The following is a 22,127-nucleotide window of genomic DNA, read 5'->3' as shown; positions in this document are numbered from 1 at the left end:
GCTTACGAGCACAGGTGGCGCACCACAAGCGGCAAAAGGCCCGATACGATGGCCACAACGCTTGCATTCTTGCGGGTGCGTGGATGGGTCAGCACCCACAGAGGGCGCGATCTGGGGGCACAGCCCGGTTGCGCAAGATCTCCGGCAACACAGCGCGGCAGCCAGGCCTGCCCGAGACCCGCATGCACCGCCGCGGTGACCCCCGACTGATCCGAGAGGCGCAGGTTTGGTGAGTCCGGCCCCCACCCGGCCTGAGGCAGATGGGCCATTTCGGGCACGTAACCCACCCAGTCCGGCCCATGCCCGGCCAGCACGAAGGGCACATCGCACAGTTTGCGGATCACCACATCCCCATGTGCCTCGGGCCGGGCAAAGCGCAGCGCGATGTCGGCCTGACCGTGCATCAGGCTGAGGCTGTCATGGCGCCCCAGAACGGAGAGTGACAGGTCCGGCGCCTCGCCGCGCCACTGCGCCCAAAGCGGCAGGATTGCCGCCTCGACCAGCCAGGGCACAACCGTCAGCCGCACATGTCCGCGCGGGCCTTGCGACGGGCTCAGCGCTGCGTCCGCCTGCTGTGCTGCATCTGTCATCGTCCTGACATGGTTTAATAAAACGGCCCCCTCATCGGTCACGCCGCCGTTTTGTCCGCGCCACAGCACATGACTCACCTGCCGCTCCAACCGCCGTATCCGGCGCGCGACTGTGGTCTCGTGCTGGCCCAAGGCCTTGGCCGCCCCGGCAAAGCTGCCCGTGTCGGCGACCACCTGAAACACCCGCAGATCATCCCAATGTGCGTCCCGCATTTTTGCAACCTATCCCGGCAATCATGTCCATTCTTCCTGCAGTGTTGCACAGGTAGTCATGGGGCACATATGAAAATCAGGAGGCCGCGATGCCCTACCTTATTCTGTTTCAGGATGCCCCCGGACATGATCACATCCGAGGCGAAAAGATGCCCGACCACCTTGCCTTTCTGACCCGCAATGCCGCAGCCATCCGCGCGGCGGGTCCGCTTTTTGACAGAGACGCCGGCGCGGGTGGCGCGTGGATTGTGGATGTCGAAGACGCGGACGCCGCCTGGCACCTTGTGCATGCCGACCCGTTTTGGCCAACGGGTTTGCGCGCCTCGGTGCAGGTTTTGCGCTGGCATCACGTTTTTGCGGATGGGCAGATCTCGTAGATGGGTACGGTTGCGCCCGATGCACAACGCATAGTTTCACAGTATCGATTCCGGAGCGCTTTGGTGGGTGATAAGAGAATTGAACTCCTGATCCAGACTGCCGCCAACGGCGGCGGGCGTCGGTCAGGCTATCCGCCGATCACAACATTTCACAGCAGTGGCACAGTAAGGCTTTGGTGGGTGATAAGAGATTTGAACTCCTGACATCTTCGATGTGAACGAAGCGCTCTACCACTGAGCTAATCACCCAAAGCCCGCGCGTCTTAGCCGGGTCCGCGGGCGCTGGCAAGAGGGACAGCGCCCGAAAACGTCATTCCGCAGCCGTCGGTGACGCTGCAGGGGCGCCCATGTCCTTGGGGTCGGGCTTGGCCTCTTCGCTGGGCAGATCCTGAGACTGGCGAATGCGCGCGATCATCACCTTGCCGCTGGGCTTTTTCTTTTCACGGTTCACTTTGACCTTGCCGAGCGGTTCGAGGTTTAGCTCGCGACTGTCCTGCAAGGCCGCGCCAAGCACAGCCAATGTCGCCTCGACAATCGGTTTGACGTCTTTTTTCTTCATCCCCGACTTGGCGACAACTGCGTTGATCAGCTCCGGCTTGCGCATCATCGGGCCCAGCACGACAGGCTTGGCCGATTCCACGACTGTGGCGGGGGCTGCCGGTTCGGGTTTCGGCGCGACCTTAGCCTTGACCTTGGGGGTTGTGGATTTGCGGCCAGTGGCCGGTGTCTTGGTTTTGCGCGTCTTGCCGGGATCAGTTGCCATCATGTGCCTCTTTATTTTTCTATGGCCCCCACTTACCGAATTTTCGGTTAAAAATCCACGGCTTTGCCGGGCTCGGACAGAGAATGCGCGGCCAAAAGCCGTCATACGTGCTGAAATGCGACAGTCCCGATGGTGTGAGGCTCGGAAACCGCCGACCGGGGCCAAAGGCGCAGAAACGCAAAGCGCCCCGGAGAACACTCCGGGGCGCTTGCTGTTCAGGTCTACAAACTAGTGGGCTGTTGCGCCTGCCCCACTGCCAGTTGCGGCGGCGGCGGCCGCGGCGGCTGCAGCCTCTTCGGCGGCTTCATCCCATTCGATGGATTCAGGCACCGACACAAGCGCACGGCTCAGCACATCGCGCACGTGCGTGACAGGGATGATATCCAACCCTTCTTTGACATTGTCCGGGATCTCGGCAAGGTCCTTTTCGTTTTCCTGCGGGATCAGCACTGTCTTGATGCCGCCGCGCAAGGCCGCAAGCAGCTTTTCCTTCAGGCCGCCGATGGGCATCGCGTTGCCGCGCAGGCTGACCTCGCCGGTCATGGCGATGTCGCGCCGTACGGGAATGCCGGTCAGCACAGACACGATCGAGGTCACCATGGCCAGACCGGCACTTGGGCCGTCCTTGGGCGTGGCGCCGTCGGGGACGTGCACGTGGATATCGATCTTGTCGAACTGCGTGGGTTTCACACCGATTTCAGGGCTGATCGAGCGGACAAAGCTGGCTGCGGCGTCGATGGATTCCTTCATCACGTCGCCCAGCTTGCCCGTGGTCTTCATCCGCCCTTTTCCGGGCAGTTTCAGCGCCTCGATATGCAGCAGGTCGCCGCCCACGGAGGTCCAGGCAAGGCCCGTCACAACACCGATCTGATCATCCTGTTCGGCCAAACCATAGCGATGCTTGCGTACCCCAAGGAAATCCGAGAGGTTCTCGGAAGTTACAACAACTTCTTCAACCTCTTTCTTGATGATCTTGGTCAGCGATTTACGCGCCACCTTGGCGATCTCACGCTCAAGATTTCGCACCCCCGCCTCGCGGGTGTAATAGCGGATGATGTCGCTCAACGCCGCGTCGGTCAATTGAAATTCCTTGGACTTCAGCCCGTGGTTTTTCACCTGCTTGGCGATGAGGTGTTGTTTCGCGATCTCGCTTTTTTCGTCCTCGGTATAGCCCGCCAGCGGAATGATCTCCATCCGGTCGAGCAAGGGTCCGGGCATGTTGTAGCTGTTGGACGTGGTCAGGAACATCACGTTGGAGAGGTCATATTCCACCTCAAGATAGTGATCGACAAAGGTCGAATTCTGTTCCGGATCAAGCACTTCCAGCATGGCGCTGGCCGGGTCACCACGGAAATCCTGCCCCATCTTGTCGATCTCATCGAGCAGGATCAGCGGGTTTGTCGTCTTGGCCTTTTTCAGCGCCTGGATGATCTTGCCGGGCATCGAGCCGATATAGGTGCGGCGGTGACCGCGAATTTCGCTCTCGTCACGCACACCACCAAGCGAGATGCGAATGAACTCGCGCCCCGTTGCCTTGGCCACGGATTTGCCAAGCGAGGTTTTGCCCACGCCGGGAGGGCCGACCAGACACATGATCGGGCCCTTCATCTTTTTCGAACGCTGTTGCACCGCGAGGTATTCGACGATGCGTTCCTTCACCTTTTCAAGACCATAGTGGTCGTCGTCGAGGATCTTCTCGGCACGATCGAGGTCCTTTTTCACGCGGGATTTCACGCCCCACGGGATCGACAGCATCCAGTCGAGATAGTTGCGCACAACGGTCGCCTCAGCGCTCATCGGCGACATGTTCTTGAGCTTTTTCAGCTCCGCATCAGCCTTTTCACGGGCTTCCTTGCTCAGCTTGGTTTCCGCGATTTTTTCCTCAAGTTCAGCAACTTCGTTCTTGCCGTCCTCGCCATCGCCCAGCTCGTTCTGGATCGCCTTCATCTGTTCGTTCAGATAATATTCGCGCTGCGTCCGCTCCATCTGGCTTTTGACGCGCGTCTTGATCTTTTTCTCGACCTGCAGAACGGACAATTCGCCCTGCATCAGGCCATAAACCTTTTCCAGCCGTTCGCTGATCGACAGCGTTTCAAGCAGGTCCTGTTTCTGGTCGACCTCGATGCCCAGATGACCCGCCACCAGATCGGCCAATTTGGCCGGTTCGGTGGTCTCACCGACCGCAGACAACGCCTCTTCGGGGATGTTCTTTTTAACCTTGGAATAACGCTCGAATTCCTCGGCAACCGAGCGCAACAGCGCCTCGGTTGTGGCCATGTCGCCCGGCATTTCGGTCAGGTATTCGGCACGGGCCTCGAAAAAGCTGTCGTTTTCAAGGTATTCGGTGATGCGCACGCGCGCCTGCCCTTCGACCAGCACCTTGACGGTGCCGTCGGGCAGTTTCAGCAGTTGCAGCACGTTGGCCAGCACGCCCGCCTTGTAGATGCCATCAGATTCGGGATCGTCGATGGAGGGGTCGATCTGGCTGGACAGCAGGATCTGCTTGTCATCGGCCATCACCTCTTCGAGCGCGCGCACCGATTTGTCGCGGCCCACAAAGAGGGGCACAATCATGTGCGGGAAGACCACGATATCGCGCAGCGGCAGCACAGGGTAAGAGGCGTTGAGTGGCTCTTGCATGCGTTTCATTCCTTTTGAGTGGCAAGACGGCGGGGCCCCGCAAGGCGGCAACCTCAATGCGTCTCCTATTTCGTGTCAGGACTGCTTGATCTGTGGCTTCAAGTGCCCGGTTTCAAGGGCCAGTGTGACCTGACAGAACCTCGGGCGCAATGGGATGCGGGGCATTGTGCACATAAAAACACCACTCTCTATAGGGTGTCAGGCCTGCGATTACGCCAAATGTGGGTCAAAATACTTAAAAAGCGGTTAACGCGCCCATAACGACAGGTGCGTTCACAACGCAGCGAGGCATATCGGGTGACATGCCGGCGACTCAAGTCAGGGCCGCGGGGGACGACGGCCCTGTCCTTAAGCCGGTCACACCAGGGTTAGGACCGCCAGCAACGATGCGAAAAACCAGATCGCAGAAAACAGAACCAATGGCATGGCGGGCCCTCCCCAGTCAGGTGACTACACACAAGGTAGGGATGTGTGGATCAAACTGCGATGGGGGTATTCCTTACCTTCGCTGCCGTTTGGGCAATAAAAAGCGTGTATGCACAGTCGGACGCGGCCAAACACGGGCAAAAATGGCTCTTGGGCGGCTGAACGGGCCATGTCCGGCATGTGTCTGTCCACGTGACAAGAGTGCAAGCGCGCCCAGTCCCACAAGCAACATCGGCAGACTGGCAGGCAGTGGCACGCTGTAGGGCACCGGGGTCTGCCCACCACCGATGCCAGAAAAACCGCCAGCGGCGCGGACAATCTCATTTGCAAAGTCGATCCTGAAGGTGCCCTTGCCTTGCACAGTCAGGCGATACACCTGACCGCCGCCAAAGGGTGTGTCCACCACAAAGGTCAGATCGACCTCAGTGTCGCCCGAAACAGCCTCGAACGCCGTTTGGATGAAACCGCGACTGTCCAGAGTCCACCCCGCAGGGCGGATGCGCCCCACCACATTCGTGAATGCCGCAGGGCTCTGAGGCGCCTTGGCCCCATCTTCCCAAACAATTTGAGCAAGAAAAACGCCCCTGTCGCGCCCCATCCAATCATAATCGGCCGGCGTCATCGTGAAAGTGATCGGATTGGGGTCGCCCCCGGTGCCGCGCACGCTTTGGTCCTGACCATCAATGAAAGTGGTCGCGACCGCAGAGCCAGCCAGCCCGAGGGCGAAAGCGGCGCAAAGGACGAAATATTTAACAAGTGCCATGATGCGAAGGGTCCTTTGGGCCGCCAGATTGGCAGGGATGTGCGGCATGTGCCGCGCCTGCCTGTGCCAAGGACCATTCGCGATAATGGTAAATAAAGGGTTGAGGCCGGATCGACCACGCCGCGCGTCTCAGAGCGGGTCGATGTCGCCCATCTCGCGCCCCGTATGGAACGCGGTCTGCCAATCGACGAAGCTGCCCGCCGCAATTGCCGTCCGCATCCCGGCCATCAGATCCTGATAATAGTGCAGATTGTGCCAGGTCAGCAGCATCGACGAGATGATCTCCTGGCTGCGGAACACGTGATGCAGGTAGGCGCGGGAATAGCCGCGGCAGGCCGGACAGGTGCAGGCCTCGTCCAGCGGCCGCGGATCGTTCTGGTGGCGAGCGTTCTTGATGTTGAGCACGCCGTGACGGGTAAAGACCTGCCCGGTCCGCCCCGAACGCGAGGGCAGCACGCAATCCATCATGTCGATGCCGCGCGCAACGGCGCCGACGATGTCATCGGGCTTGCCCACGCCCATCAGGTAACGCGGCTTGTCAGTAGGCAGTTGTTCGGGCGCGTAGTCAAGGCAGCCAAACATCGCCTCCTGCCCCTCACCCACGGCGAGACCGCCCACAGCATATCCCTCGAACCCGATCTCGCACAGGGCCTCGGCGCTTTGGCCGCGCAGGTCTTCTTCGAGCCCACCCTGCTGGATGCCGAACAGCGCGTGGCCGGGCCGGTCGCCGAAAGCGACGCGGCTGCGGGCCGCCCACCGCATGGACAGTTCCATGCTTTGCGCGATCCGGGTCCGGTCGGCGGGCAGTGCGGGGCACTCGTCAAAACACATCACGATATCCGAGCCCAGCAGGCGCTGGATCTCCATCGAGCGTTCCGGGCTGAGCGTGTGTTTGGACCCGTCAATATGGGATTTGAAGGTCACGCCCTCTTCGGTGAGCTTGCGAAGATCGGATAGGCTCATCACCTGAAAGCCGCCTGAATCCGTCAGGATCGGACGGTCCCAGTTCATGAATGTGTGGAGCCCGCCGAGGGCCGCGATCCGCTCGGCGGTGGGGCGCAGCATGAGGTGGTAGGTGTTGCCGAGCAGAATGTCGGCGCCGGTCTCGCGGACCGATCCGGGCAGCATGGCCTTGACCGTGGCGGCGGTGCCGACGGGCATGAAAGCAGGCGTGCGGATGTCGCCGCGCGGGGTCGAGATCACACCGGTCCGCGCGCGCCCGTCGGTGCCCTGCAGATCAAAGGAAAAGCCAGCCATATCGCCCCACCGCCTTGAAAGAAGGCCCTCTTAGCGTCCCGCCCGCCCCGTGCCAAGCGGTTCGGGCTGTCCCACGCTGGGACGGGCTTGCGGCGACGTAAAATCAATGGGTTACAGAGGCGGATTTACCGTTTCTTAGGAAAGTGTGGATGCCAAACTCCGCCAACTTCCATGAAGTGGGCGGTATCGGGTCGCGATAATATGCGAGGCGAGAAGACCTCAAGAGCCGCGCGATCGCGGCTAAGGGCAGCTTTGAGCCCAAACTGTAAATTCAATTTCTTCGCTGCGCGCGCACGCGGCATGAAAATCGCTGCAAGTACTCGGTTACGGACGCTGCCGTGCGGCGGCGAAACAGGACATTCATTCCTGCCGCAGCACAAATCAGGCGAGCAAGGATCAAGTCGCGGACAAATTGTGAATTCGCCCTCCGACTGATTTTGCGGAACTGATGAATACAGCAAGCTTGGGCGCGGAAGCCGGCACATGCCTCCCTTGGCACAAACGGTCCCCGTAAGTCACCGGCATGGGGCCGGACCCGCAGCGCAACGCGGACTTTGTCAAGCACACCAGTCGGCCGCCCATCGACCCGATCCCTAGAGGTGCCAATGCCGCTTTTCTAGAGTTCGCGATTGCGCAGTATTGGCATCCGAAACTGTCTTTATTTGTACTGGTGTTGGCCAGATGGCGTTCATTCAGAAAACGCCGCTACCAGTTTTTTGAAACTGCAATTCTCCTTTTGTGCGCATTACGTACCTTGCGAGCTGTTGACGCAGTGATTTGACGCCCAGTTTCTAGGAACTCTTTTATTCCCACCAGCTCGGTCTTCAGGATGGTAGGGAACCGAAGACGCATTCCGGCATTCATCAAGCCATTTTCCATCTGGAAGCCTGATACTTGGGTCAAACGCGTTTTTTCAGGTCCTAGGCTCTTCAACCTATATTCACTAAATCCGAAAGAAATCGGTGCCAAATCGGTGTCTATGATTTCCCATGATACTGTATGGTTTTGCCGCGAGAACTGGAAGATTTGCACATCAATGAACGTGCCGTCTGTTCCAACAGTCCTTCGGCGACTTCCAACCCGAGGACCGCCGTCTTCAAAAAAGTAGGTTGATGCAGCTTCTACATTAAAGACTTTTGAGTTTTCGAATTCTTCCCCAACGAGCTTCCAAACGTCTGATATTGAGGCATCAATTTCAATCGACATTTGAATCAGATTGCCTTGTTCCTGCAACGACGGATTCTGCGAGAACCGTTGAATGTCAGCAAATGTTGGGTTCGAAAACACGAGCGTAACGGCTACTGAAATTGCTATGATCTGTTTCATTGCAAATACTCCTAGGATTGGTTTTGAGAGCGGGCGGAAATGCGCAGTTCATTCAAGATGATGCGGTAGTCGAGGACCAACGAGATGAAAAACACCGCATAGCCAGCAAAGAGAACAAGGTCTGCGCTGGTCACCGACTCTGGCATGCCTTGAGCATAGAGTTGCACGATCCCGCTTGCCAAAACGATTGGCCAAGCGACGAAATGAGAGGCAGCGATTGAGCTGACATTCTTTGTCATGGAAAATGAAATCGGAGCAAATATCGCCAGTGTAACAAAGAACGTGGCAAAACTGACGAGATGTATTTGGCTGTCCAAAAAGAAGGCATGAACACCAAAAGTTATGACCATTACGCCCATCCATGCTTTAACATGTATCGGCAACTTGCTGGTCTCTTTCATCATTCCTAGCATGTGTGCATCCTTATTCGGGTTGAATTATGAGTGCGGATTTTAAGAGCTTGCCGAACTGCCCCTTAGCCATTCGACGCGACATCAATCCCATCATGAGGGCCATGACCTTGTTCATGGCCCCCGGAACGACGCTGTCCTTATGGCCCAAAGCTGCCAAACCAGCGCGTGCGACCGCCCGCGGATCGCCATGCGGCATGGGGACTTTGGACATGTCGATCTGCTCTGCAAGCTTCTCGGCCATGTTTGTTTTGGTGGCCCCTGGAATGACGGTTAGGACGTCTACGTTTTTCGAACGTAATTCGACAGCCAACGCTTCGCCGAAACTGATGACAAAGGCTTTGGATGCGCCATAGACGGCGGCGTAGGGAATGGGTGCAAAGCCAAACCCTGATGAAACGAAGATCAACCCGCCACTTCCGCGATTGACAAAACGCCTGCCAAAAACGCGTGCGATTTCGACCGAGGCGCTCATATGTATGGCTTGAAGGTTAGTGTCGGTCTTGGACGTGCCGTTCAGAAAGGCTCCTGCGTGTGCAAGACCTGCGGAATGGACGACAAGACCGACATCCAACTCTTTCGTGGCCTGTGTCAGAGCCTTCAATCCCGTTGCCGTACACAAATCTGCAACCACGATCCTATGCGATGCGTCCAGATCTTGTTCGAGCATTTGCTGTAAATTTGCTTCCGTTCGAGCAACCAGCACAATCTTTTTGCCCTTTGCAGCAAGCTCCTTTGCGAACTCTCGCCCGATGCCCGACGAAGCACCTGTTACGACAACCCACTCGCCATATTTTTCGATGTCTTTCATCATAGCTCCCTTCGCTTAGAATCAAATATTGGGGCTGATCTTCCGTACGAAAACAGACATTATTTGACCGCCGTTGTACGAAATTGTACAAGCATGAATGACTTGGGATGATTTGAAATTCGTTTTGGCTGTTTACCGCAGCGGGAACGCGACGGCAGCAGCAGCAACCCTGAATGTTAGCCACGCAACAGTCTCTCGACGAATATCTGAGATCGAGACTACGCTTGATATCGTGTTGGTTGATAGATCTGGCGTAACCTGGAGACCCACGCCCATTTGTGCGCAGATTGCATCTGAGGCAGAAGAAATGGAATTAAAACACGCAGAGGCCCTGCGTTTGGCTGATGCCTATAGTTCTGGGTTGGGTGGATCTGTCAGAATTTCAGCGCCGACAGGAACAGTTGTTTCAATCTTGGCGCAGACTTTGACGTCCATTTCTGAAATTGTTCCAGAGACGAGTTTGATATTCCAAACAGAGGACAGTCTGACGGATGTCTCCGCCCGAAAAGCCGATATCGCGATCCGGTTCACCCAAGCTCCGGACCAGGACTTAATCGGCAAACAGGTAGGATTTAATAGGTGGGGATTTTACTGCGGGAAGCAGTTTCACCCAACGATTGAGACGGAGCTCGCAAGCAAGACCCAGCCGCGAGTTCCTCTTTTGACATCCGATCCATCTGGTGGATATCCCGACTGGGCCGTTGGAGTATTTCACTCAAAGTCCACGTGCCATTACGTCTACGGGTTCGCCGAAAAGGCGGCTTTGTCCGAGAACGGTCTGGGGGTCGCAATGATACCAAGGATCATTGGGGATATGTCCAACCAGCTGCGCTTGATTGGCGGCCTTCCATGCACTCTTAGAACGCCGCTTTGGGTTCTGGCAAATACGGACACCAGACATAGCAAGCGCATTGCCTTGGTAAAGCGTGTCTTGATCGATGGTTTGCAACAGATTTCAGATCGTCTTGACCCGCCGGACTAAGGCGTTACAGACCCGCATCTTCTGCGATAAACTCTGACCTAAACGGATCGCGTAAGACCAACGCCAGAATGATCAGATGCATCGCTGAGGCCATAAAGAACATCGAGGATCCAAATACTTGCACCATAAAAAACTCTGGCCATGGAACGGTCAGGTGGATGATATAGGCGGACATCGCATCCCAAATTGCAATGGCGTTCCACACGACAACTAGCGTCCAAACAGCCAATCCACTTCGGGTCCAGATCAGATATGCGACGATCAACCCAGAAAGACCAACGATGCTGTCTCCGATCAATGGCATTAGCCAAGCCAGAGGTGGGTCACCAAGTCCGCCATCGCCCGCGCGATGAATAAAGGCGAGGGTCATGGCCCTGCCTGTTAGCATTAGTGTAAGTACAAAAACTATTTTCTTTTGCATGGTCTGAGACCTTCCCTGTTATGACGTCTGCATGGGAACGAAGCGCCATGCGTGTTGTTGCGGGATGATCTTGCCGATACCGGGAAACGGGAAATGGTAACCCGCAACCATCAGGTTTTCTTCCGAGGCTTGCTTGAACAATTTCCGGCGCGTATCGGCTGCTGCCGTTTGGTCCATCTCAACCGCCAAGGCCCAGTCGGGCTCTTCTGGGCCAACAAGGTAATGCACGGCTGCGTCCATCAGATGCAAAAGCTTGTCATCCCCGTCATGTAGTAAAAACGCGTGATGCCCTAACGTATGTCCGGGAGCTGAAATTGCTGTGATCCCGGGCACGATCTCCTCGTCCGTGGCGTATGGTTGGATCAAAGATCGAATTGGTTCAAGTTGCGCCACCCCAACCGACAGCATCATGTTCATGAAGCTCTGTTCATCACCGGGCTTTTGCGTCCAAAACTCCAACTCGTTCGGCGGCAAATGATAGTGTGCGTTCTTAAACATCGGTTCGCCGTTCCTGCTGCAAGACCCAATATGATCAGGGTGGCCGTGGCTGAGGATTACATCCGTAATATCTTCAGGTGACACTGCGATTGCCTCTAGCCCTGACAGCAGGCGGCCGTTGTCCGGCTCGTTTCCTGGAAAAGTAATGTCCCCCATGCCAGTATCCAGCAAGACCTTATGCGACCCCGTTTCGATATAGGTGACTTGCATGTGCAAGCTGACAGTCTCAGCAGGCAGACCATATTTCTCAAAGAACGGCTCAACTGTGCCGTCGGGATGGTTCGCAGCGAACATTGGAGCCGGAAAGGTGAACCGCGCATCATCAATGATCGCCACCTTAATTGTGCCGATATTGAAGCGATGAATGGCGCGTAATGACGGTGACCGCATCGGATCCGCCTGCACTGAAGCTGCGCCGCTCAAATATGCTGTCGCTCCCAAAGCCGGGACAGCTCCGATTAGTCCGCGGCGCGATATCTTGGATAGAGTGGGCATCTAAATCTCCGAACAATGATGAAAATTTAGGTGAGAATGCGCCAATGATTTCGAACTTTGAATGACCATATATTCAGGAAATTTGTCTCTACGTTCAAACTGACTTGGTTTCCACTCGTCTTATCACTATGTTCGATGCGCGCATTGTAGACAGCTAGTGAGCGGGGAGCTGCGATTTGGCAAAGCCAGAAGACGCCTTGAGTGAAGTCTTAAGGCTGGTTCATCTAAGGGCCTGTATTTACTTTATTCGTGACATGGCAGCTCCCTGGGGCATGGACATTCCCGCCGTCGCGAACGGTCCTTTGCATATGGTTTTGGACGGATCTTGCGTGCTGAAAGTCGGTGATAGACAGATTTCACTACAAGCCGGTGATGCTGTTCTCTTGCCTAGCGGGGCACAGCACCAAATGTTGGACGCATTGGATACGCCTGCGGAACCCGGTCCTGAAGTTATGCAGCGACTGCTCGATGAGGATTATGGGCCGCAAGAAACCAGCGCAACGCGGATGATGTGCGGTCACTTCGAGTGGGACATCTCTTTTGAACACCCACTGTTCCAAGAGCTTCCAGAAGTTATGATTATCCGAGACGTGTTTTCGGGCAAAGATGCCTCCCGCATTAGAGCGATTGTTGATCTCATTGGTTCGGAGAGCAAGGATATGAGGCCTGGTAGTTCAGCGATTGCTGATCGCATGGGAGAAGTGCTCTTCGTTTCGTTCTTGCGCCATTGGCTTGTCGAGAATAATCCAAACGAAGGAGTTCTCGCAGTAATCGATGATGCCCGGCTGTCCAGAGCCCTACATCAAATTCACGATGCTCCCGAGGCCGATCTGACACTCAATGTCTTAGCTCGAACCGCTGGTATGTCCCGCACGTCGTTCGCCGTTCAGTTTCGCGCCGCGATGGGAATTCCACCAGCGGAATATCTAGCTGGCTGGAGGTTACTGAAAGCGCGAAATCTATTGCGAAGAACAGATTTGACGACATCAGAAATATGCAGCCGAGTTGGATACGGATCCGATGCCGCGTTTTCTCGCGCCTTCAAACGTCAATTCGGTGTGCCGCCTTCGAAAATACGAAACCAGGCCTAGAGCCGTTCGTCTTACATTGGTGCCGTTTTCTGTATGGATTGCTCTCTTCAGGACAACGCCAGATGGAAAGCTAAAGTCGCCAAATGTCGACTCGAGACCCGATGTTTAATGATATTTTTGGGCTCAACTCGAAAGCGGACTTCAGCTAGCACAAGTAAACGATGCTGTCGGAACTCCCCTTACTACGTCCACACCTGAAGACCGGTTGACGCTCTTTGAAGTGCTTATGACCGCAAGGATACTCACCCCGCGGCTGGCTATATAGGCAAAAGGAACGCGGAATATGTGATCGGGTAAATGAAGATATCTTGCGTGTCAGGGTCTTTTGCTAAGAATTCATTTGCTCACACAATGTTCAAAACTGGTGGGTATGGCAAATGAGGGCTTTCGCGATGCATTTGGTGTAGATTCCGGCTGGTGCCGGATAGTAAGTTAAGCCCCTTGCAAGAACGCCAAGATGTAGAAGCCTATTCCATTGCGCGTTGAAGATATGACCGTCTTTACGCGAGCTTTGATCCTACAACTGGGTGAGATCAGTCCGTCTCGTTTGGTCCTGATGAATATGATTGCGCGTGCAGCGGGTATTTAGAACGTTGAGCCTACTTTCTCATCCACCGCTTCAACAAGACGACTGGCCAAACAGGACATCCCCGTTTATGCGAATGCCCGTTCTATCGAAAAGACGCTCAAACAATTTGATAACATGGGACACCAAGCAATATTGACCCACCCGTCATTGATTCCTGACCAGACAGGACGTTCATCGAGCGATGCGTTTTGGCCGGTGCGCGGGACTTTGCGGTCTTTCGTTTGGATTCGGGCAATCATTGCTTTGTTTAAAAAGAAGCATGTCCTAAGTTCTAATCATAGAATTCGAACCGCGTCTTTCTGTACCGGAGACGTACTTTATACCCTTGCCCTCGAGAGCACTGAACACCTTGGCGGGATGGATTCCGCATAACTGAGGATTGATTTCCTGTATTCGCCCGTCGGTGAATTCTATGTGGAACGTAGTCTTGGGTGACCTTTTGGAGTTCTTGTATTGGATTATTTTCTTCTGAACTGACGCAATATCTCTCAGCTTTACCTCAAATGGTTCCATCTGATCTGGAAGAGGGGAAAACCATGATAGCTGATCATCTGTGATCTCAACTTGCCATTTGCGCCCATCCTTGAGGATGGCCAGCGCCTCTTTCAAGAGCTTGATGGAAATGAAGAGAGCAATCAACACCGCCATAGCTGAGGCAGCCTTGACGATCATGGGCGACAATTCCACGATCCAAAAGACTGATAAAAAGGCAATATCGACGACAATGGCTACGGCTAAGTAGGCGAATTTCTCAAGAGCTAAACTGGTTGCGGTTCTAGTAAAAACTATGGGCATCGGTGTGAGTGTCCTCGAAAGCGAAGTGCTCTGAATCAAAGGCAGAAGCGATAGTGACAATGAAAAACAAATCACAAAACTTCACCATTTCGAAAGTTGGGACAGCTGTCCTAGCGTCTCTCTGTTTAGGGCAGTTTCCCGATAGCGGCCATTAGCGCGACCTTGTGTCCTGAACCTCTAGCGCTATGTGTCCATACGCGTCGCAATGGGAATAGTTTTTGTCGCCAAGATCGAAAGCCAGCTCAATCAATACGCCGCGATTTGGCTAACCAGTTGCCCTATGCGTTTGCTAAATGCAAAACCCACCTCCCGTCTACCGGTCGGAGGGTCAGGCTGACGACCGTAAACTGGCACGCGCCTGTTTGAGATAGAGCAGCTCAGCCTCATACAGTTCGGTGGCGACAGGACGTGAGAACACCCGCTCAAAGTGCTTCATTAGATATGGAAAGCGGCTTTCGTCTGGCAGGCACTTGGAATGTTGTAAGTTCGCCAATTGAGAGTAAACTGATACATCTGCAATCGAAATTGCGTCCCCGCAAAACCAGTCTTTTCCTGAAATTTGTGTCTCCAGATAGGTCAACAAAGGGGGCAGATGTTCAGCAACCGACGCCTGCACAGTCTTTGCATCAATAGGCCGCCCTCGCATCTCGTTGATAAAAATGGGCCTGAACACTCCTTCACTAATCTCAGAAAATAGCGCGGTGTCCACATACTCTTCGATCCACAAAGCATGCCCTAGATGTTTGGGTTCTTTCGGAAAGAGCGTTGCATTAGCGGGGTGTACCGCATTGAGATACGCACAAATGGCTGAGCTGTCATTCAAGGTAAAATCATCTGTCTGGAGAACTGGCACACGTTTGAGTGGGCTGATTGCCTCAAAACCTTCCGGCGGAGCGTAAGGATTTACCAGCTTTAGATCGATGCTCAGGCCCATCTCAGACGCGAACAAAACCACCTTTCGGGTGAACGGTGACAGCGGGTTTCCAAGAACTTTATATGCCATAATGACGATCCATTCTATTAAGTTGACGCTGTCAATATTGACATAGTAATTGACGCTGTCAATATGATCAGATGAAAATGAAACAACCCTTCCATCACGGTAGCTTGAAGCAGGCATTGCTGGACGCATCAGGTATTCTTCTGGATCAACATGGGCCCGACGGGGTTACGATCAGAGCTATCGCGCGGCAAGTCGGGGTCTCTCATGCCGCTCCGGTCAATCACTACAAAGATAGAGAGACACTTCTCACTGCACTTGCGACAATTCTGTTCAAAGACCTCTTGGCTTCTGTCCAAGAGAAACTGAGCAACAAGAACCTACCCGCCAGCACGCGCGTCTCAGTCTTCGCAATTGTGCTTTTCGAGTACGCAATGGCGTATCCGAACCGCTATCGGTTGCTTTGGCACACTGGATTGGTCAACCATAACGACCCGCAACTGCTCGACGTCATGGATCAATTTTACGATGCATGTTGCGCCGAAATTGCAGGGGCGGGAATGTGCCCTGAACGCGACGTCGAAACCGTTGCAATTGCTTTGTGGTCCATGGTGCACGGCTACACCGACCTTAGGCTAACCGGAATGTTTGAGGAGAAAAACGATAACGTCAGCGGTTGCCCGAGGTTAGAGGCCATGCTGGATATGTTCCTGAATCAAAGCCATGCTAAGTCTCCACAAGAGTGACAGTTATCGGTGTTTAGTTCTGCTATAGAAGGACGCCGCACACCTACGATGTTGTTGCATCTATCCGTTCAAAGGGCCGCCACTGCCATGCTATCCCTACAATGGCAATTAGGGCGGTTAACTGAAAACTTATGAAAAAGACGTTGTCGAGGTCGGGTTGGAGGTTCATCGCCACGATCATGATCATCGTCAAAAGCCCCACGTCTGAGGCATGGACGCTGCGCATTGGCGGTCTTCGCTCCAATGCTTCGCGGATGAGCCATGCCGAGCTGGACGAGGCCGAGGTATTGGATGCCGGTGATCCGGTCGAGCTTGGTCAACTCAGCGCGGAGCTTCTTGCGCTCCTCCCGAACATCCGTGTGATTGGTGGCTGTTGCGGCACTGATCATCGGCATGTGGGCTGCATTGCCGGGCACGATCACGCCCGCTCGGCGGCTTAATTTCTAACCACTCCCAATAACTTCTCCCTGAAAGGACAGCTCCGATGCTGAAAACACTTATCTCTTCCTCTGCCCTGATCTTAACAATGACCAGCTTTGTACAAGCGGACGCCCCGACGGCATTTGACGTGGCCGAAGATCATACCCGTATCCATATGGCGGCAGCGCCCGTGCACGAAAACGGGATGCCCGCGCACGGCAACGCTTTCGTCAGCCAGGGTTACATATACCCCGAAGGCACACTTGCCGATGGAATTGTCGGCGTTCTCGAAGACGGCAGCCCCGCTTTCCCAGAGCTGGTTCTGGGCACTTGGACTTGCGATGGCTATTTTGTGGGCGAAGGCGGGAACGCCACGACAGGTGTGTGGGTCATCAGTCGGCAAGTCTTTGCCTTTGAAGACGGCGCAACAATCATTACGCAAGGCACTGAAATCGCAGATATCGGCAAGGCCAACCTGCGCCCCGTGACTGGCGCAACCGGCCCATACGCTGAATTTGATGGCGGTCTGATCCAGACCACGTTGGGCTTCAACGATTTCTGGGGTCTGAGCGCGACCTACACGTTTGAAGATCACCCGATGGACAAAGAAAAAGCCCAAGACGCTTCTTACTCTGGCCATAACCCCATTGATGCGGCATTGGTTCGCAACTGCTTACGGCGGCAGAAGAGTTGGCGTAGGCAAACGGCTTCCGGGAAATGAGCATTCAGGTCTACAGCCAGAACAAGCGAGCAGTTCGGCTCTATCAGAGGCTTGGGTATCAGCTTGTGGCACGTGAAAGGGCGGACGGAACCTGCCCCGAAAGCATCGGAGAACAGGCCCGGATCGCGTGGGCAAACGTGTTGGCCATTCTCGAACAGAAGGGCTTTGGCGTTGCGAATGTCGTCAAAGTCACAAGCTATATCGTCGGGGAAGAGAGTATTCCGGACTACGTTCAGGTGCATCGTGAGGGCGTTGGCGAATACCTTCCTCTCTGGACTTTGGTTGTCGTCGCGGCGCTAGGGCATCCGCACTACAAGATCGAGATTGACATTACCGCAGCCGGGTAGGCGAAAATCATCCGCTATTACTTTTACACAGCGCATCATCAATAAGTGCTTCTTGACAATGTGGATACAGACGGCCGTCGCAAAAGCGGCCTGCCAGCGAAGAAGCGGATTGAAATCGAGCTTCCAAAACCACTTTGAATGGCTGCTCTGGCGAAAGCCACTGCAGCGCAACATAAAATTTGCCGCGACTGCGAACATATGCTGCGTCAGCGAAGGCTAGAAAGCGTATGGCAGCTTTGTCCGCAAAGCCGACATTGTACGCGCATTAAAAAACCAATTTTGCCTTAACCCGCACACCACCACAAGCCGTGCCATCGACAACCCTTGGGGTGGCGATCCGGCCTAGGTGCCAATGCGCTTTACGGCAGCAAGGCTCATCTTCCCGACCCTCTGTTCGCCAAGAGCGCCATATCGCCAGTCCACCGTCCGGTCCGGCAACTGCGCGGCTCAGTGAATACACGCTATCCATGGGCCGGATTTTGATATTTGGTGGTCCCACGCATTTTTGAAAACCCAATAGACACCGACCCATGCTCCAATTTGATGAAGACACAACCAAGCTGCTCGAAACCGCATATCAAGGCAGTGACGTTACGCGGCGCAGGCGTAAGGCCTTTGATGCGCTGCATCTGGCCCAAGGCGATGGGGTCGTTGATATCGGGTGTGGCAATGGGCTGCTGAGCGAGGACATCGCGCGGGCCATTGGCCCGACAGGCAGGGTGATCGGTGTTGATCCGAGCACGGACATGCGCGCGGCCGCGAACACGCGCTGTGCCGCCTACCCGTCCGTTCACATTCAGGATGGGCTGGCCGATGCGCTGCCCTTGGCAGATGGAGAGGCCGACAAGGCCGTCGCCGTGCAAGTGCTGGAATATCTGCCCGACATCCCCGCGGCCATTCGCGAAGCGTATCGTGTGTTGCGCGTTGGGGGTCGTTTTGTGGCGGTGGACACGGGCTGCGGGACGCTGGATTGGTTCTCGGACCACCCCGAGCGCATGCAGCGCGTGCAGGCGGCCTAGGATCACCATTATACCGAGGCGCGGGTAGCTGCGCTTTGGTCGGGGCTGACCCGCGATGCTGGGTTCACCGCGATTGAGGTTGAACCGTTTACCTTTTGTGACGTGACACTGCGCCCCGACGGGATTGCGTTCATGTTGATGCATTTGATGTCGCGCTATGCGGCGGATAACGGCCATATGGACGCGGCGGAGACGCAGGCGTGGTTTGACGAACAAGTGGAGCTTGCGCGTGCGGGGCGGTTTTTCTTTTCCCTCACCTATTATCGCATGAGTGCCATCAAGGCCTAGGCTGCGGGTCGCCTTGAACTTGGCCCGAGCGCTGTCAGCGGGACGCCTGACACTGGTACATTCACCTGTGCTGGTCGGTTTGTTCCGCGCACATGGCCGGGGTCGTCGCCTGACGCTCTTGCCTTATCTCCAACTGGCCACACCTTGCGGGACGTGCTAGCCACGTGCGTTCAGCACCAAAGGACACCGACATGGACACACTCAATTTCGGCTGGGAAGAATGGGTTGCGTTGCCCGAACTGGGCTTGCCTGCGCTCAAGGCCAAGATCGACACCGGCGCGCGGACCTCGGCGCTGCATGCCCATGACATCGAAGTGTTCGGGCCGGCCAAGACGCCCAAGGTGCGCTTTAACGTGCATCCCATTGCCGGGAAAAACCATGTGTCGATCACTTGTTCGGCCCCCATTCTGGACCGCCGCGAGGTGACCTCGTCCAACGGCGAATCCGAGTTGCGTTATGTGATTGAAACGCAGTTGGACGTGGCCGGACAGCTATGGCCCATTGAGGTGACGCTGACCAACCGCTCCTCCATGACCTCGCGGATGTTGCTGGGCCGTCAGGCGCTGGCCGATCACATCACCATCACCGCCAGTGAAAAGCGGCTGCAGCCCGAGTTGGGCTATGAGGTCTATCATTCGGCCGCCATGCGCAAGGCCGCCCCCAAGCGCAGTCTGCGCATTGCCGTCCTCAGCCGCGAGGACAACTATTCCACCCGCCGTCTGGTCGAGGTCGGCGAGGCGCGCGGCCACACGGTCGAGGTGATCAACACCACCCGCTGTTACATGGCGATCAACGCCATGGCCCCCGAGGTCCACTATGACGGCAAGCGCCTGCCGCGCTATGACGCGGTGATCCCGCGCATCGGGGCGTCCGTCACCTCTTATGGCACCGCGATCATCCGCCAGTTCGAAACCATCGGCACCTATTGCGTGAACGGCAGCGCAGGCATCACCGCCAGCCGGGACAAGCTGCATGCGCACCAGATATTGGCGGGCAAGAAGATCGGCATGCCCACCACCGCCTTTGCCGCGAGCCCGCATGACACCGCCAACATCCTTGGGCTGGTCGGCTCAGCCCCGGTGATCGTGAAGCTGCTGGAAAGCACGCAAGGCAAGGGTGTGGTGCTGGCCGAGACCAAGAAGGCCGCCGAATCCGTCATCGACGCCTTTCGAGGCCTGCGCGCCAATTTTCTGGTGCAGGATTTTGTCAAAGAGGCCGCGGGCGAGGACATTCGCTGTCTTGTGGTGGATGGCAAGGTGGTCGCTGCGATGAAGCGGACCGGGGCGGAGGGCGATTTCCGCTCGAACCTGCATCGCGGGGGCTCGGCCAAGTCGGTGCGCATCACCAAGGAAGAGCGCGAGACCGCCGTGCGCGCCGCCCGTGCCTTTGGTCTGGGCAAGTCGGGCGTGGATCTGCTGCGCTCGGAAAACGGGCCCAAGGTACTTGAGGTTAACTCCTCGCCCGGGTTTGAGGGGATCGAAAAGGCCACGGGCAAGGACATTGTCGGGCTGGTCTATGACATGGTCGAGGCGCGTGTGCGTCCGCGCCCCGTGCGCAAGCGGACCTAGGGCATCCAGAGCAGCGTGTCGGGGTGGAACTGCGACCACGCGAACCAGAAGGCCTGATGGCTGCCCAGATCGCTGCCGTCCACGCCAACGGCCCGGATGCCGCCTGCGTCGAGTTCCAGTCTGACGTTCTCCACCGCCACTTCGGCCCCGTCGCGCAGGGCGGCCAGTGCCGTGCTGCGCTGAAAGGCGACCGGCGTGCCCGAGGCGGTGATGGCGCCAATGACGTCCTCATGCACGGACAGGCGCGGGTCCACATCGCCCACCGGAAAGATCGGCCCGTTTGCGTCCCGCCCGTTGCGGAAATCAAAATCCCGCCCCAGCGCGTAACGTTCCAGGAGCACGGTGGTTTCAGGGTGCTCTTTTTTCCATGTGCCCCAGTCGGTGGTGATCACGGTGGCCTGTTCCAGCTTGATCCCCTTTTCGGCCAACGGGCCGGTCACGGCGTGACCCAAGAAGGTGTCAAAGACCGAATAGGTCACTTGATCATACATCACCTTGTTGGACCGGATCAGCAGGCCGGAGGTGCGCAAAATGGGGCGTTCGACCCCTTCGGGCAGACCGTCGGTGAAATAGGCCTGCGCCGCCCCGCAAAGCGTGCAGTAGGGAATGCCAAGGTCGCGCCCGCCAAGGGTGTCGTTGACCATCTCGCGCACTTCCATGATCTGGCGGGGATAGGCGCGGTATGCGCCGTTCACCTCGACGCCAAAGACGATGTCGTCATCGTCGAGCCACGTCGCCTCTTCGGCGCTGCTGACCTCGGGGTTGTCGGCAGCCGGGATGCAGTTGCACACGTCGTCCGTCGTGTCATAGGGCCGGTCGTCGATCAGCACGCCGCCCCAGGACACCATGCGCCAGTCGATGTCGCCTTCGACAAAGATACGCTCCCAGCCGGGCACAAAATTGGTGAAAATCGCGCGCTTGGAGGTGAGGTAATCGGGATAGGCCGGGATGTCCCATGCGATCAGGTGGTCGGTGATGATGCCCCAGCGCTGCGGGCCGTCATATTCGATCTGCAACAACTGGGCGGCGGCCGATGCCAGGGCGTCGTCAAAGGAGGTGCGCCAGGTAAAGCGCATCATGTCGCTGATGATCCAACCCAGCCGCGGATCACCGGACTCGGCAATCTCGGTCAGGGCAAGCTGCTGGTCGCGGCCCCAGATCGACTGTTCCAGACTGTCCTCGAACACCACCTGCACCGCATAGCGCAGCGTGTCGGGCAGCGGGCCGTCGGGGACAGAAGGTGGCTGTCCGTATTCTGCCGTTACGTAATCGGGCAAGGTCGTAGCTTGGGCATGGGCCGGGTCGCCCGCAGATATGGGCAGGGACAGGATCGCGGCCCCCATCAGGGTACGGATCAGGGACGGGAACAATCTGGTCATCAAAGCAGCCTTTCAAATAGCGACAGCGCGCAGACCTGCCCCACCTTGGGGGCCATTTGCGCCTGCACGCGCACCGTTGCATTCTGCGCGCCAGCATGTCGCCAAAGCAGGCCGTGCCACAAATCAATTTCCAATGAACCTTTGGTGATCAGCCGGGCATGTCCATTGCCCCTTTCGCAGGCTTTGCGCGCCGCACCCCTTTACGCGCGCGACCCATTTCCCTATCTAAACAGTCAGGAACCGCGCGAGGCC

General features: G+C 56.4%; 23 protein-coding genes and 1 tRNA gene. 10 read left to right on the top strand and 14 right to left on the bottom strand.

Features of this window, described 5'->3' with window-relative positions; genetic code table 11:
- Positions 1 to 2 precede the first annotated feature (2 nt).
- Positions 3 to 803 carry a LysR family transcriptional regulator gene (locus tag Q1A89_RS17170; protein WP_299731130.1) on the bottom strand — a complete coding sequence of 267 codons (801 nt, stop codon included), beginning with the start codon at positions 801 to 803 and terminating at the stop codon, positions 3 to 5.
- An 89-nt stretch (positions 804 to 892) separates the two neighbouring features.
- Here Q1A89_RS17170 and Q1A89_RS17165 point away from each other — a divergent pair, with 89 nt between their 5' ends.
- On the top strand, positions 893 to 1,180 hold the full coding sequence (locus tag Q1A89_RS17165) for a YciI family protein (protein ID WP_299731127.1): 288 nt from the start codon (positions 893 to 895) through the stop codon (positions 1,178 to 1,180).
- A 174-nt stretch (positions 1,181 to 1,354) separates the two neighbouring features.
- Here the strand turns inward: Q1A89_RS17165 and Q1A89_RS17160 are convergent.
- The 8 genes from Q1A89_RS17160 to Q1A89_RS17125 all read right to left on the bottom strand — a co-directional run bounded on the left by Q1A89_RS17160 (position 1,355) and on the right by Q1A89_RS17125 (position 9,576).
- A tRNA-Val gene (locus tag Q1A89_RS17160) sits at positions 1,355 to 1,429 on the bottom strand.
- Between the two features lie 61 nt (positions 1,430 to 1,490).
- Complete coding sequence (locus tag Q1A89_RS17155; RefSeq protein ID WP_299731124.1) at positions 1,491 to 1,946, bottom strand: HU family DNA-binding protein; 456 nt, start codon at positions 1,944 to 1,946, stop codon at positions 1,491 to 1,493.
- Between the two features lie 225 nt (positions 1,947 to 2,171).
- Positions 2,172 to 4,583, bottom strand: coding sequence for an endopeptidase La (lon, locus tag Q1A89_RS17150; RefSeq protein ID WP_299731121.1), 2,412 nt, complete (start codon positions 4,581 to 4,583; stop codon positions 2,172 to 2,174).
- 499 nt (positions 4,584 to 5,082) lie between these two features.
- Positions 5,083 to 5,772: a hypothetical protein gene (locus Q1A89_RS17145; RefSeq protein WP_299731118.1), complete on the bottom strand. Its 690-nt coding sequence runs from the start codon at positions 5,770 to 5,772 to the stop codon at positions 5,083 to 5,085.
- A 129-nt stretch (positions 5,773 to 5,901) separates the two neighbouring features.
- A complete protein-coding gene (tgt, locus tag Q1A89_RS17140) occupies positions 5,902 to 7,029 on the bottom strand; it encodes a tRNA guanosine(34) transglycosylase Tgt (protein WP_299731115.1) in 1,128 nt (375 codons plus the stop codon).
- Between the two features lie 705 nt (positions 7,030 to 7,734).
- The gene (locus tag Q1A89_RS17135; RefSeq protein ID WP_299731112.1) at positions 7,735 to 8,355 is read right to left on the bottom strand and encodes an SRPBCC family protein; all 621 of its coding nucleotides are present in this window, start codon (positions 8,353 to 8,355) and stop codon (positions 7,735 to 7,737) included.
- Between the two features lie 11 nt (positions 8,356 to 8,366).
- Entirely contained in the window at positions 8,367 to 8,768 is a 402-nt protein-coding gene (locus Q1A89_RS17130; RefSeq protein ID WP_299731110.1) for a hypothetical protein, read from the bottom strand.
- Positions 8,769 to 8,778: 10 nt separating this feature from the next.
- A complete protein-coding gene (locus Q1A89_RS17125) occupies positions 8,779 to 9,576 on the bottom strand; it encodes an SDR family NAD(P)-dependent oxidoreductase (RefSeq protein ID WP_299731107.1) in 798 nt (265 codons plus the stop codon).
- A 97-nt stretch (positions 9,577 to 9,673) separates the two neighbouring features.
- On the opposite strand from Q1A89_RS17125, the gene Q1A89_RS17120 reads away from it, so the two are divergent.
- Positions 9,674 to 10,558, top strand: a complete 885-nt coding sequence (locus tag Q1A89_RS17120; RefSeq protein WP_299731104.1) for a LysR family transcriptional regulator — start codon at positions 9,674 to 9,676, stop codon at positions 10,556 to 10,558.
- Between the two features lie 4 nt (positions 10,559 to 10,562).
- Here the strand turns inward: Q1A89_RS17120 and Q1A89_RS17115 are convergent, their stop codons facing one another.
- Together Q1A89_RS17115 and Q1A89_RS17110 are read right to left on the bottom strand one after the other, a co-directional pair.
- On the bottom strand, positions 10,563 to 10,979 hold the full coding sequence (locus tag Q1A89_RS17115; RefSeq protein ID WP_299731101.1) for a hypothetical protein: 417 nt from the start codon (positions 10,977 to 10,979) through the stop codon (positions 10,563 to 10,565).
- A gap of 18 nt (positions 10,980 to 10,997) precedes the next feature.
- Positions 10,998 to 11,972, bottom strand: a complete 975-nt coding sequence (locus tag Q1A89_RS17110) for an MBL fold metallo-hydrolase (RefSeq protein WP_299731098.1) — start codon at positions 11,970 to 11,972, stop codon at positions 10,998 to 11,000.
- Between the two features lie 176 nt (positions 11,973 to 12,148).
- Here Q1A89_RS17110 and Q1A89_RS17105 point away from each other — a divergent pair, with 176 nt between their 5' ends.
- Complete coding sequence (locus tag Q1A89_RS17105) at positions 12,149 to 13,063, top strand: AraC family transcriptional regulator (protein ID WP_299731095.1); 915 nt, start codon at positions 12,149 to 12,151, stop codon at positions 13,061 to 13,063.
- 853 nt (positions 13,064 to 13,916) lie between these two features.
- On the opposite strand, the gene Q1A89_RS17100 is transcribed toward Q1A89_RS17105, so the two are convergent.
- Together Q1A89_RS17100 and Q1A89_RS17095 are read right to left on the bottom strand one after the other, a co-directional pair.
- Positions 13,917 to 14,447 (bottom strand): hypothetical protein, encoded by a 531-nt coding sequence (locus Q1A89_RS17100; RefSeq protein ID WP_299731092.1) that lies wholly within the window; start codon positions 14,445 to 14,447, stop codon positions 13,917 to 13,919.
- A gap of 328 nt (positions 14,448 to 14,775) precedes the next feature.
- On the bottom strand, positions 14,776 to 15,450 hold the full coding sequence (locus tag Q1A89_RS17095) for a glutathione S-transferase family protein (protein WP_299731089.1): 675 nt from the start codon (positions 15,448 to 15,450) through the stop codon (positions 14,776 to 14,778).
- 77 nt (positions 15,451 to 15,527) lie between these two features.
- On the opposite strand from Q1A89_RS17095, the gene Q1A89_RS17090 reads away from it, so the two are divergent.
- The 7 genes from Q1A89_RS17090 to rimK all read left to right on the top strand — a co-directional run bounded on the left by Q1A89_RS17090 (position 15,528) and on the right by rimK (position 20,496).
- The gene (locus tag Q1A89_RS17090) at positions 15,528 to 16,133 is read left to right on the top strand and encodes a TetR/AcrR family transcriptional regulator (protein WP_299731086.1); all 606 of its coding nucleotides are present in this window, start codon (positions 15,528 to 15,530) and stop codon (positions 16,131 to 16,133) included.
- A gap of 131 nt (positions 16,134 to 16,264) precedes the next feature.
- Positions 16,265 to 16,573: a hypothetical protein gene (locus Q1A89_RS17085; RefSeq protein ID WP_366524505.1), complete on the top strand. Its 309-nt coding sequence runs from the start codon at positions 16,265 to 16,267 to the stop codon at positions 16,571 to 16,573.
- A gap of 44 nt (positions 16,574 to 16,617) precedes the next feature.
- Complete coding sequence (locus Q1A89_RS17080) at positions 16,618 to 17,274, top strand: hypothetical protein (protein WP_299731083.1); 657 nt, start codon at positions 16,618 to 16,620, stop codon at positions 17,272 to 17,274.
- Positions 17,271 to 17,621 (top strand): Rid family hydrolase, encoded by a 351-nt coding sequence (locus tag Q1A89_RS17075; protein ID WP_299731080.1) that lies wholly within the window; start codon positions 17,271 to 17,273, stop codon positions 17,619 to 17,621. The genes Q1A89_RS17080 and Q1A89_RS17075 overlap by 4 nt, the downstream gene beginning before the upstream one ends.
- 530 nt (positions 17,622 to 18,151) lie before the next feature.
- A complete protein-coding gene (locus Q1A89_RS17070; RefSeq protein ID WP_299731077.1) occupies positions 18,152 to 18,640 on the top strand; it encodes a methyltransferase domain-containing protein in 489 nt (162 codons plus the stop codon).
- Between the two features lie 102 nt (positions 18,641 to 18,742).
- Entirely contained in the window at positions 18,743 to 18,928 is a 186-nt protein-coding gene (locus Q1A89_RS17065) for a hypothetical protein (protein WP_299731074.1), read from the top strand.
- Positions 18,929 to 19,119: 191 nt separating this feature from the next.
- A complete protein-coding gene (rimK, locus tag Q1A89_RS17060) occupies positions 19,120 to 20,496 on the top strand; it encodes a 30S ribosomal protein S6--L-glutamate ligase (protein WP_299731071.1) in 1,377 nt (458 codons plus the stop codon).
- Here rimK and Q1A89_RS17055 read toward each other — a convergent pair.
- The gene (locus tag Q1A89_RS17055) at positions 20,493 to 21,875 is read right to left on the bottom strand and encodes a DUF3179 domain-containing (seleno)protein (protein ID WP_299731068.1); all 1,383 of its coding nucleotides are present in this window, start codon (positions 21,873 to 21,875) and stop codon (positions 20,493 to 20,495) included. The genes rimK and Q1A89_RS17055 overlap by 4 nt on opposite strands.
- Positions 21,876 to 22,127: the final 252 nt, after the last annotated feature.

It is taken from the genome of uncultured Tateyamaria sp., assembly GCF_947503045.1.
Lineage (GTDB): Bacteria > Pseudomonadota > Alphaproteobacteria > Rhodobacterales > Rhodobacteraceae > Tateyamaria.
This window is presented reverse-complemented; position numbering and strand designations above follow the sequence as displayed.

Coding starts and splice junctions, on each gene's coding strand:
- Q1A89_RS17170 (WP_299731130.1), bottom strand. CDS start 803: ATGCGGGACGCACATTGGGATGATCTGCGGGTGTTTCAGGTGGTCGCC.
- Q1A89_RS17135 (WP_299731112.1), bottom strand. CDS start 8,355: ATGAAACAGATCATAGCAATTTCAGTAGCCGTTACGCTCGTGTTTTCG.
- Q1A89_RS17110 (WP_299731098.1), bottom strand. CDS start 11,972: ATGCCCACTCTATCCAAGATATCGCGCCGCGGACTAATCGGAGCTGTC.
- lon (WP_299731121.1), bottom strand. CDS start 4,583: ATGCAAGAGCCACTCAACGCCTCTTACCCTGTGCTGCCGCTGCGCGAT.
- Q1A89_RS17095 (WP_299731089.1), bottom strand. CDS start 15,450: ATGGCATATAAAGTTCTTGGAAACCCGCTGTCACCGTTCACCCGAAAG.
- rimK (WP_299731071.1), top strand. CDS start 19,120: ATGGACACACTCAATTTCGGCTGGGAAGAATGGGTTGCGTTGCCCGAA.
- Q1A89_RS17080 (WP_299731083.1), top strand. CDS start 16,618: ATGCTGAAAACACTTATCTCTTCCTCTGCCCTGATCTTAACAATGACC.
- Q1A89_RS17130 (WP_299731110.1), bottom strand. CDS start 8,768: ATGCTAGGAATGATGAAAGAGACCAGCAAGTTGCCGATACATGTTAAA.
- Q1A89_RS17145 (WP_299731118.1), bottom strand. CDS start 5,772: ATGGCACTTGTTAAATATTTCGTCCTTTGCGCCGCTTTCGCCCTCGGG.
- Q1A89_RS17165 (WP_299731127.1), top strand. CDS start 893: ATGCCCTACCTTATTCTGTTTCAGGATGCCCCCGGACATGATCACATC.
- Q1A89_RS17100 (WP_299731092.1), bottom strand. CDS start 14,447: ATGCCCATAGTTTTTACTAGAACCGCAACCAGTTTAGCTCTTGAGAAA.
- Q1A89_RS17120 (WP_299731104.1), top strand. CDS start 9,674: ATGACTTGGGATGATTTGAAATTCGTTTTGGCTGTTTACCGCAGCGGG.
- Q1A89_RS17125 (WP_299731107.1), bottom strand. CDS start 9,576: ATGAAAGACATCGAAAAATATGGCGAGTGGGTTGTCGTAACAGGTGCT.
- Q1A89_RS17085 (WP_366524505.1), top strand. CDS start 16,265: ATGAAAAAGACGTTGTCGAGGTCGGGTTGGAGGTTCATCGCCACGATC.
- Q1A89_RS17075 (WP_299731080.1), top strand. CDS start 17,271: ATGAGCATTCAGGTCTACAGCCAGAACAAGCGAGCAGTTCGGCTCTAT.
- Q1A89_RS17115 (WP_299731101.1), bottom strand. CDS start 10,979: ATGCAAAAGAAAATAGTTTTTGTACTTACACTAATGCTAACAGGCAGG.
- Q1A89_RS17055 (WP_299731068.1), bottom strand. CDS start 21,875: ATGACCAGATTGTTCCCGTCCCTGATCCGTACCCTGATGGGGGCCGCG.
- Q1A89_RS17090 (WP_299731086.1), top strand. CDS start 15,528: ATGAAACAACCCTTCCATCACGGTAGCTTGAAGCAGGCATTGCTGGAC.
- tgt (WP_299731115.1), bottom strand. CDS start 7,029: ATGGCTGGCTTTTCCTTTGATCTGCAGGGCACCGACGGGCGCGCGCGG.
- Q1A89_RS17155 (WP_299731124.1), bottom strand. CDS start 1,946: ATGATGGCAACTGATCCCGGCAAGACGCGCAAAACCAAGACACCGGCC.
- Q1A89_RS17070 (WP_299731077.1), top strand. CDS start 18,152: ATGCTCCAATTTGATGAAGACACAACCAAGCTGCTCGAAACCGCATAT.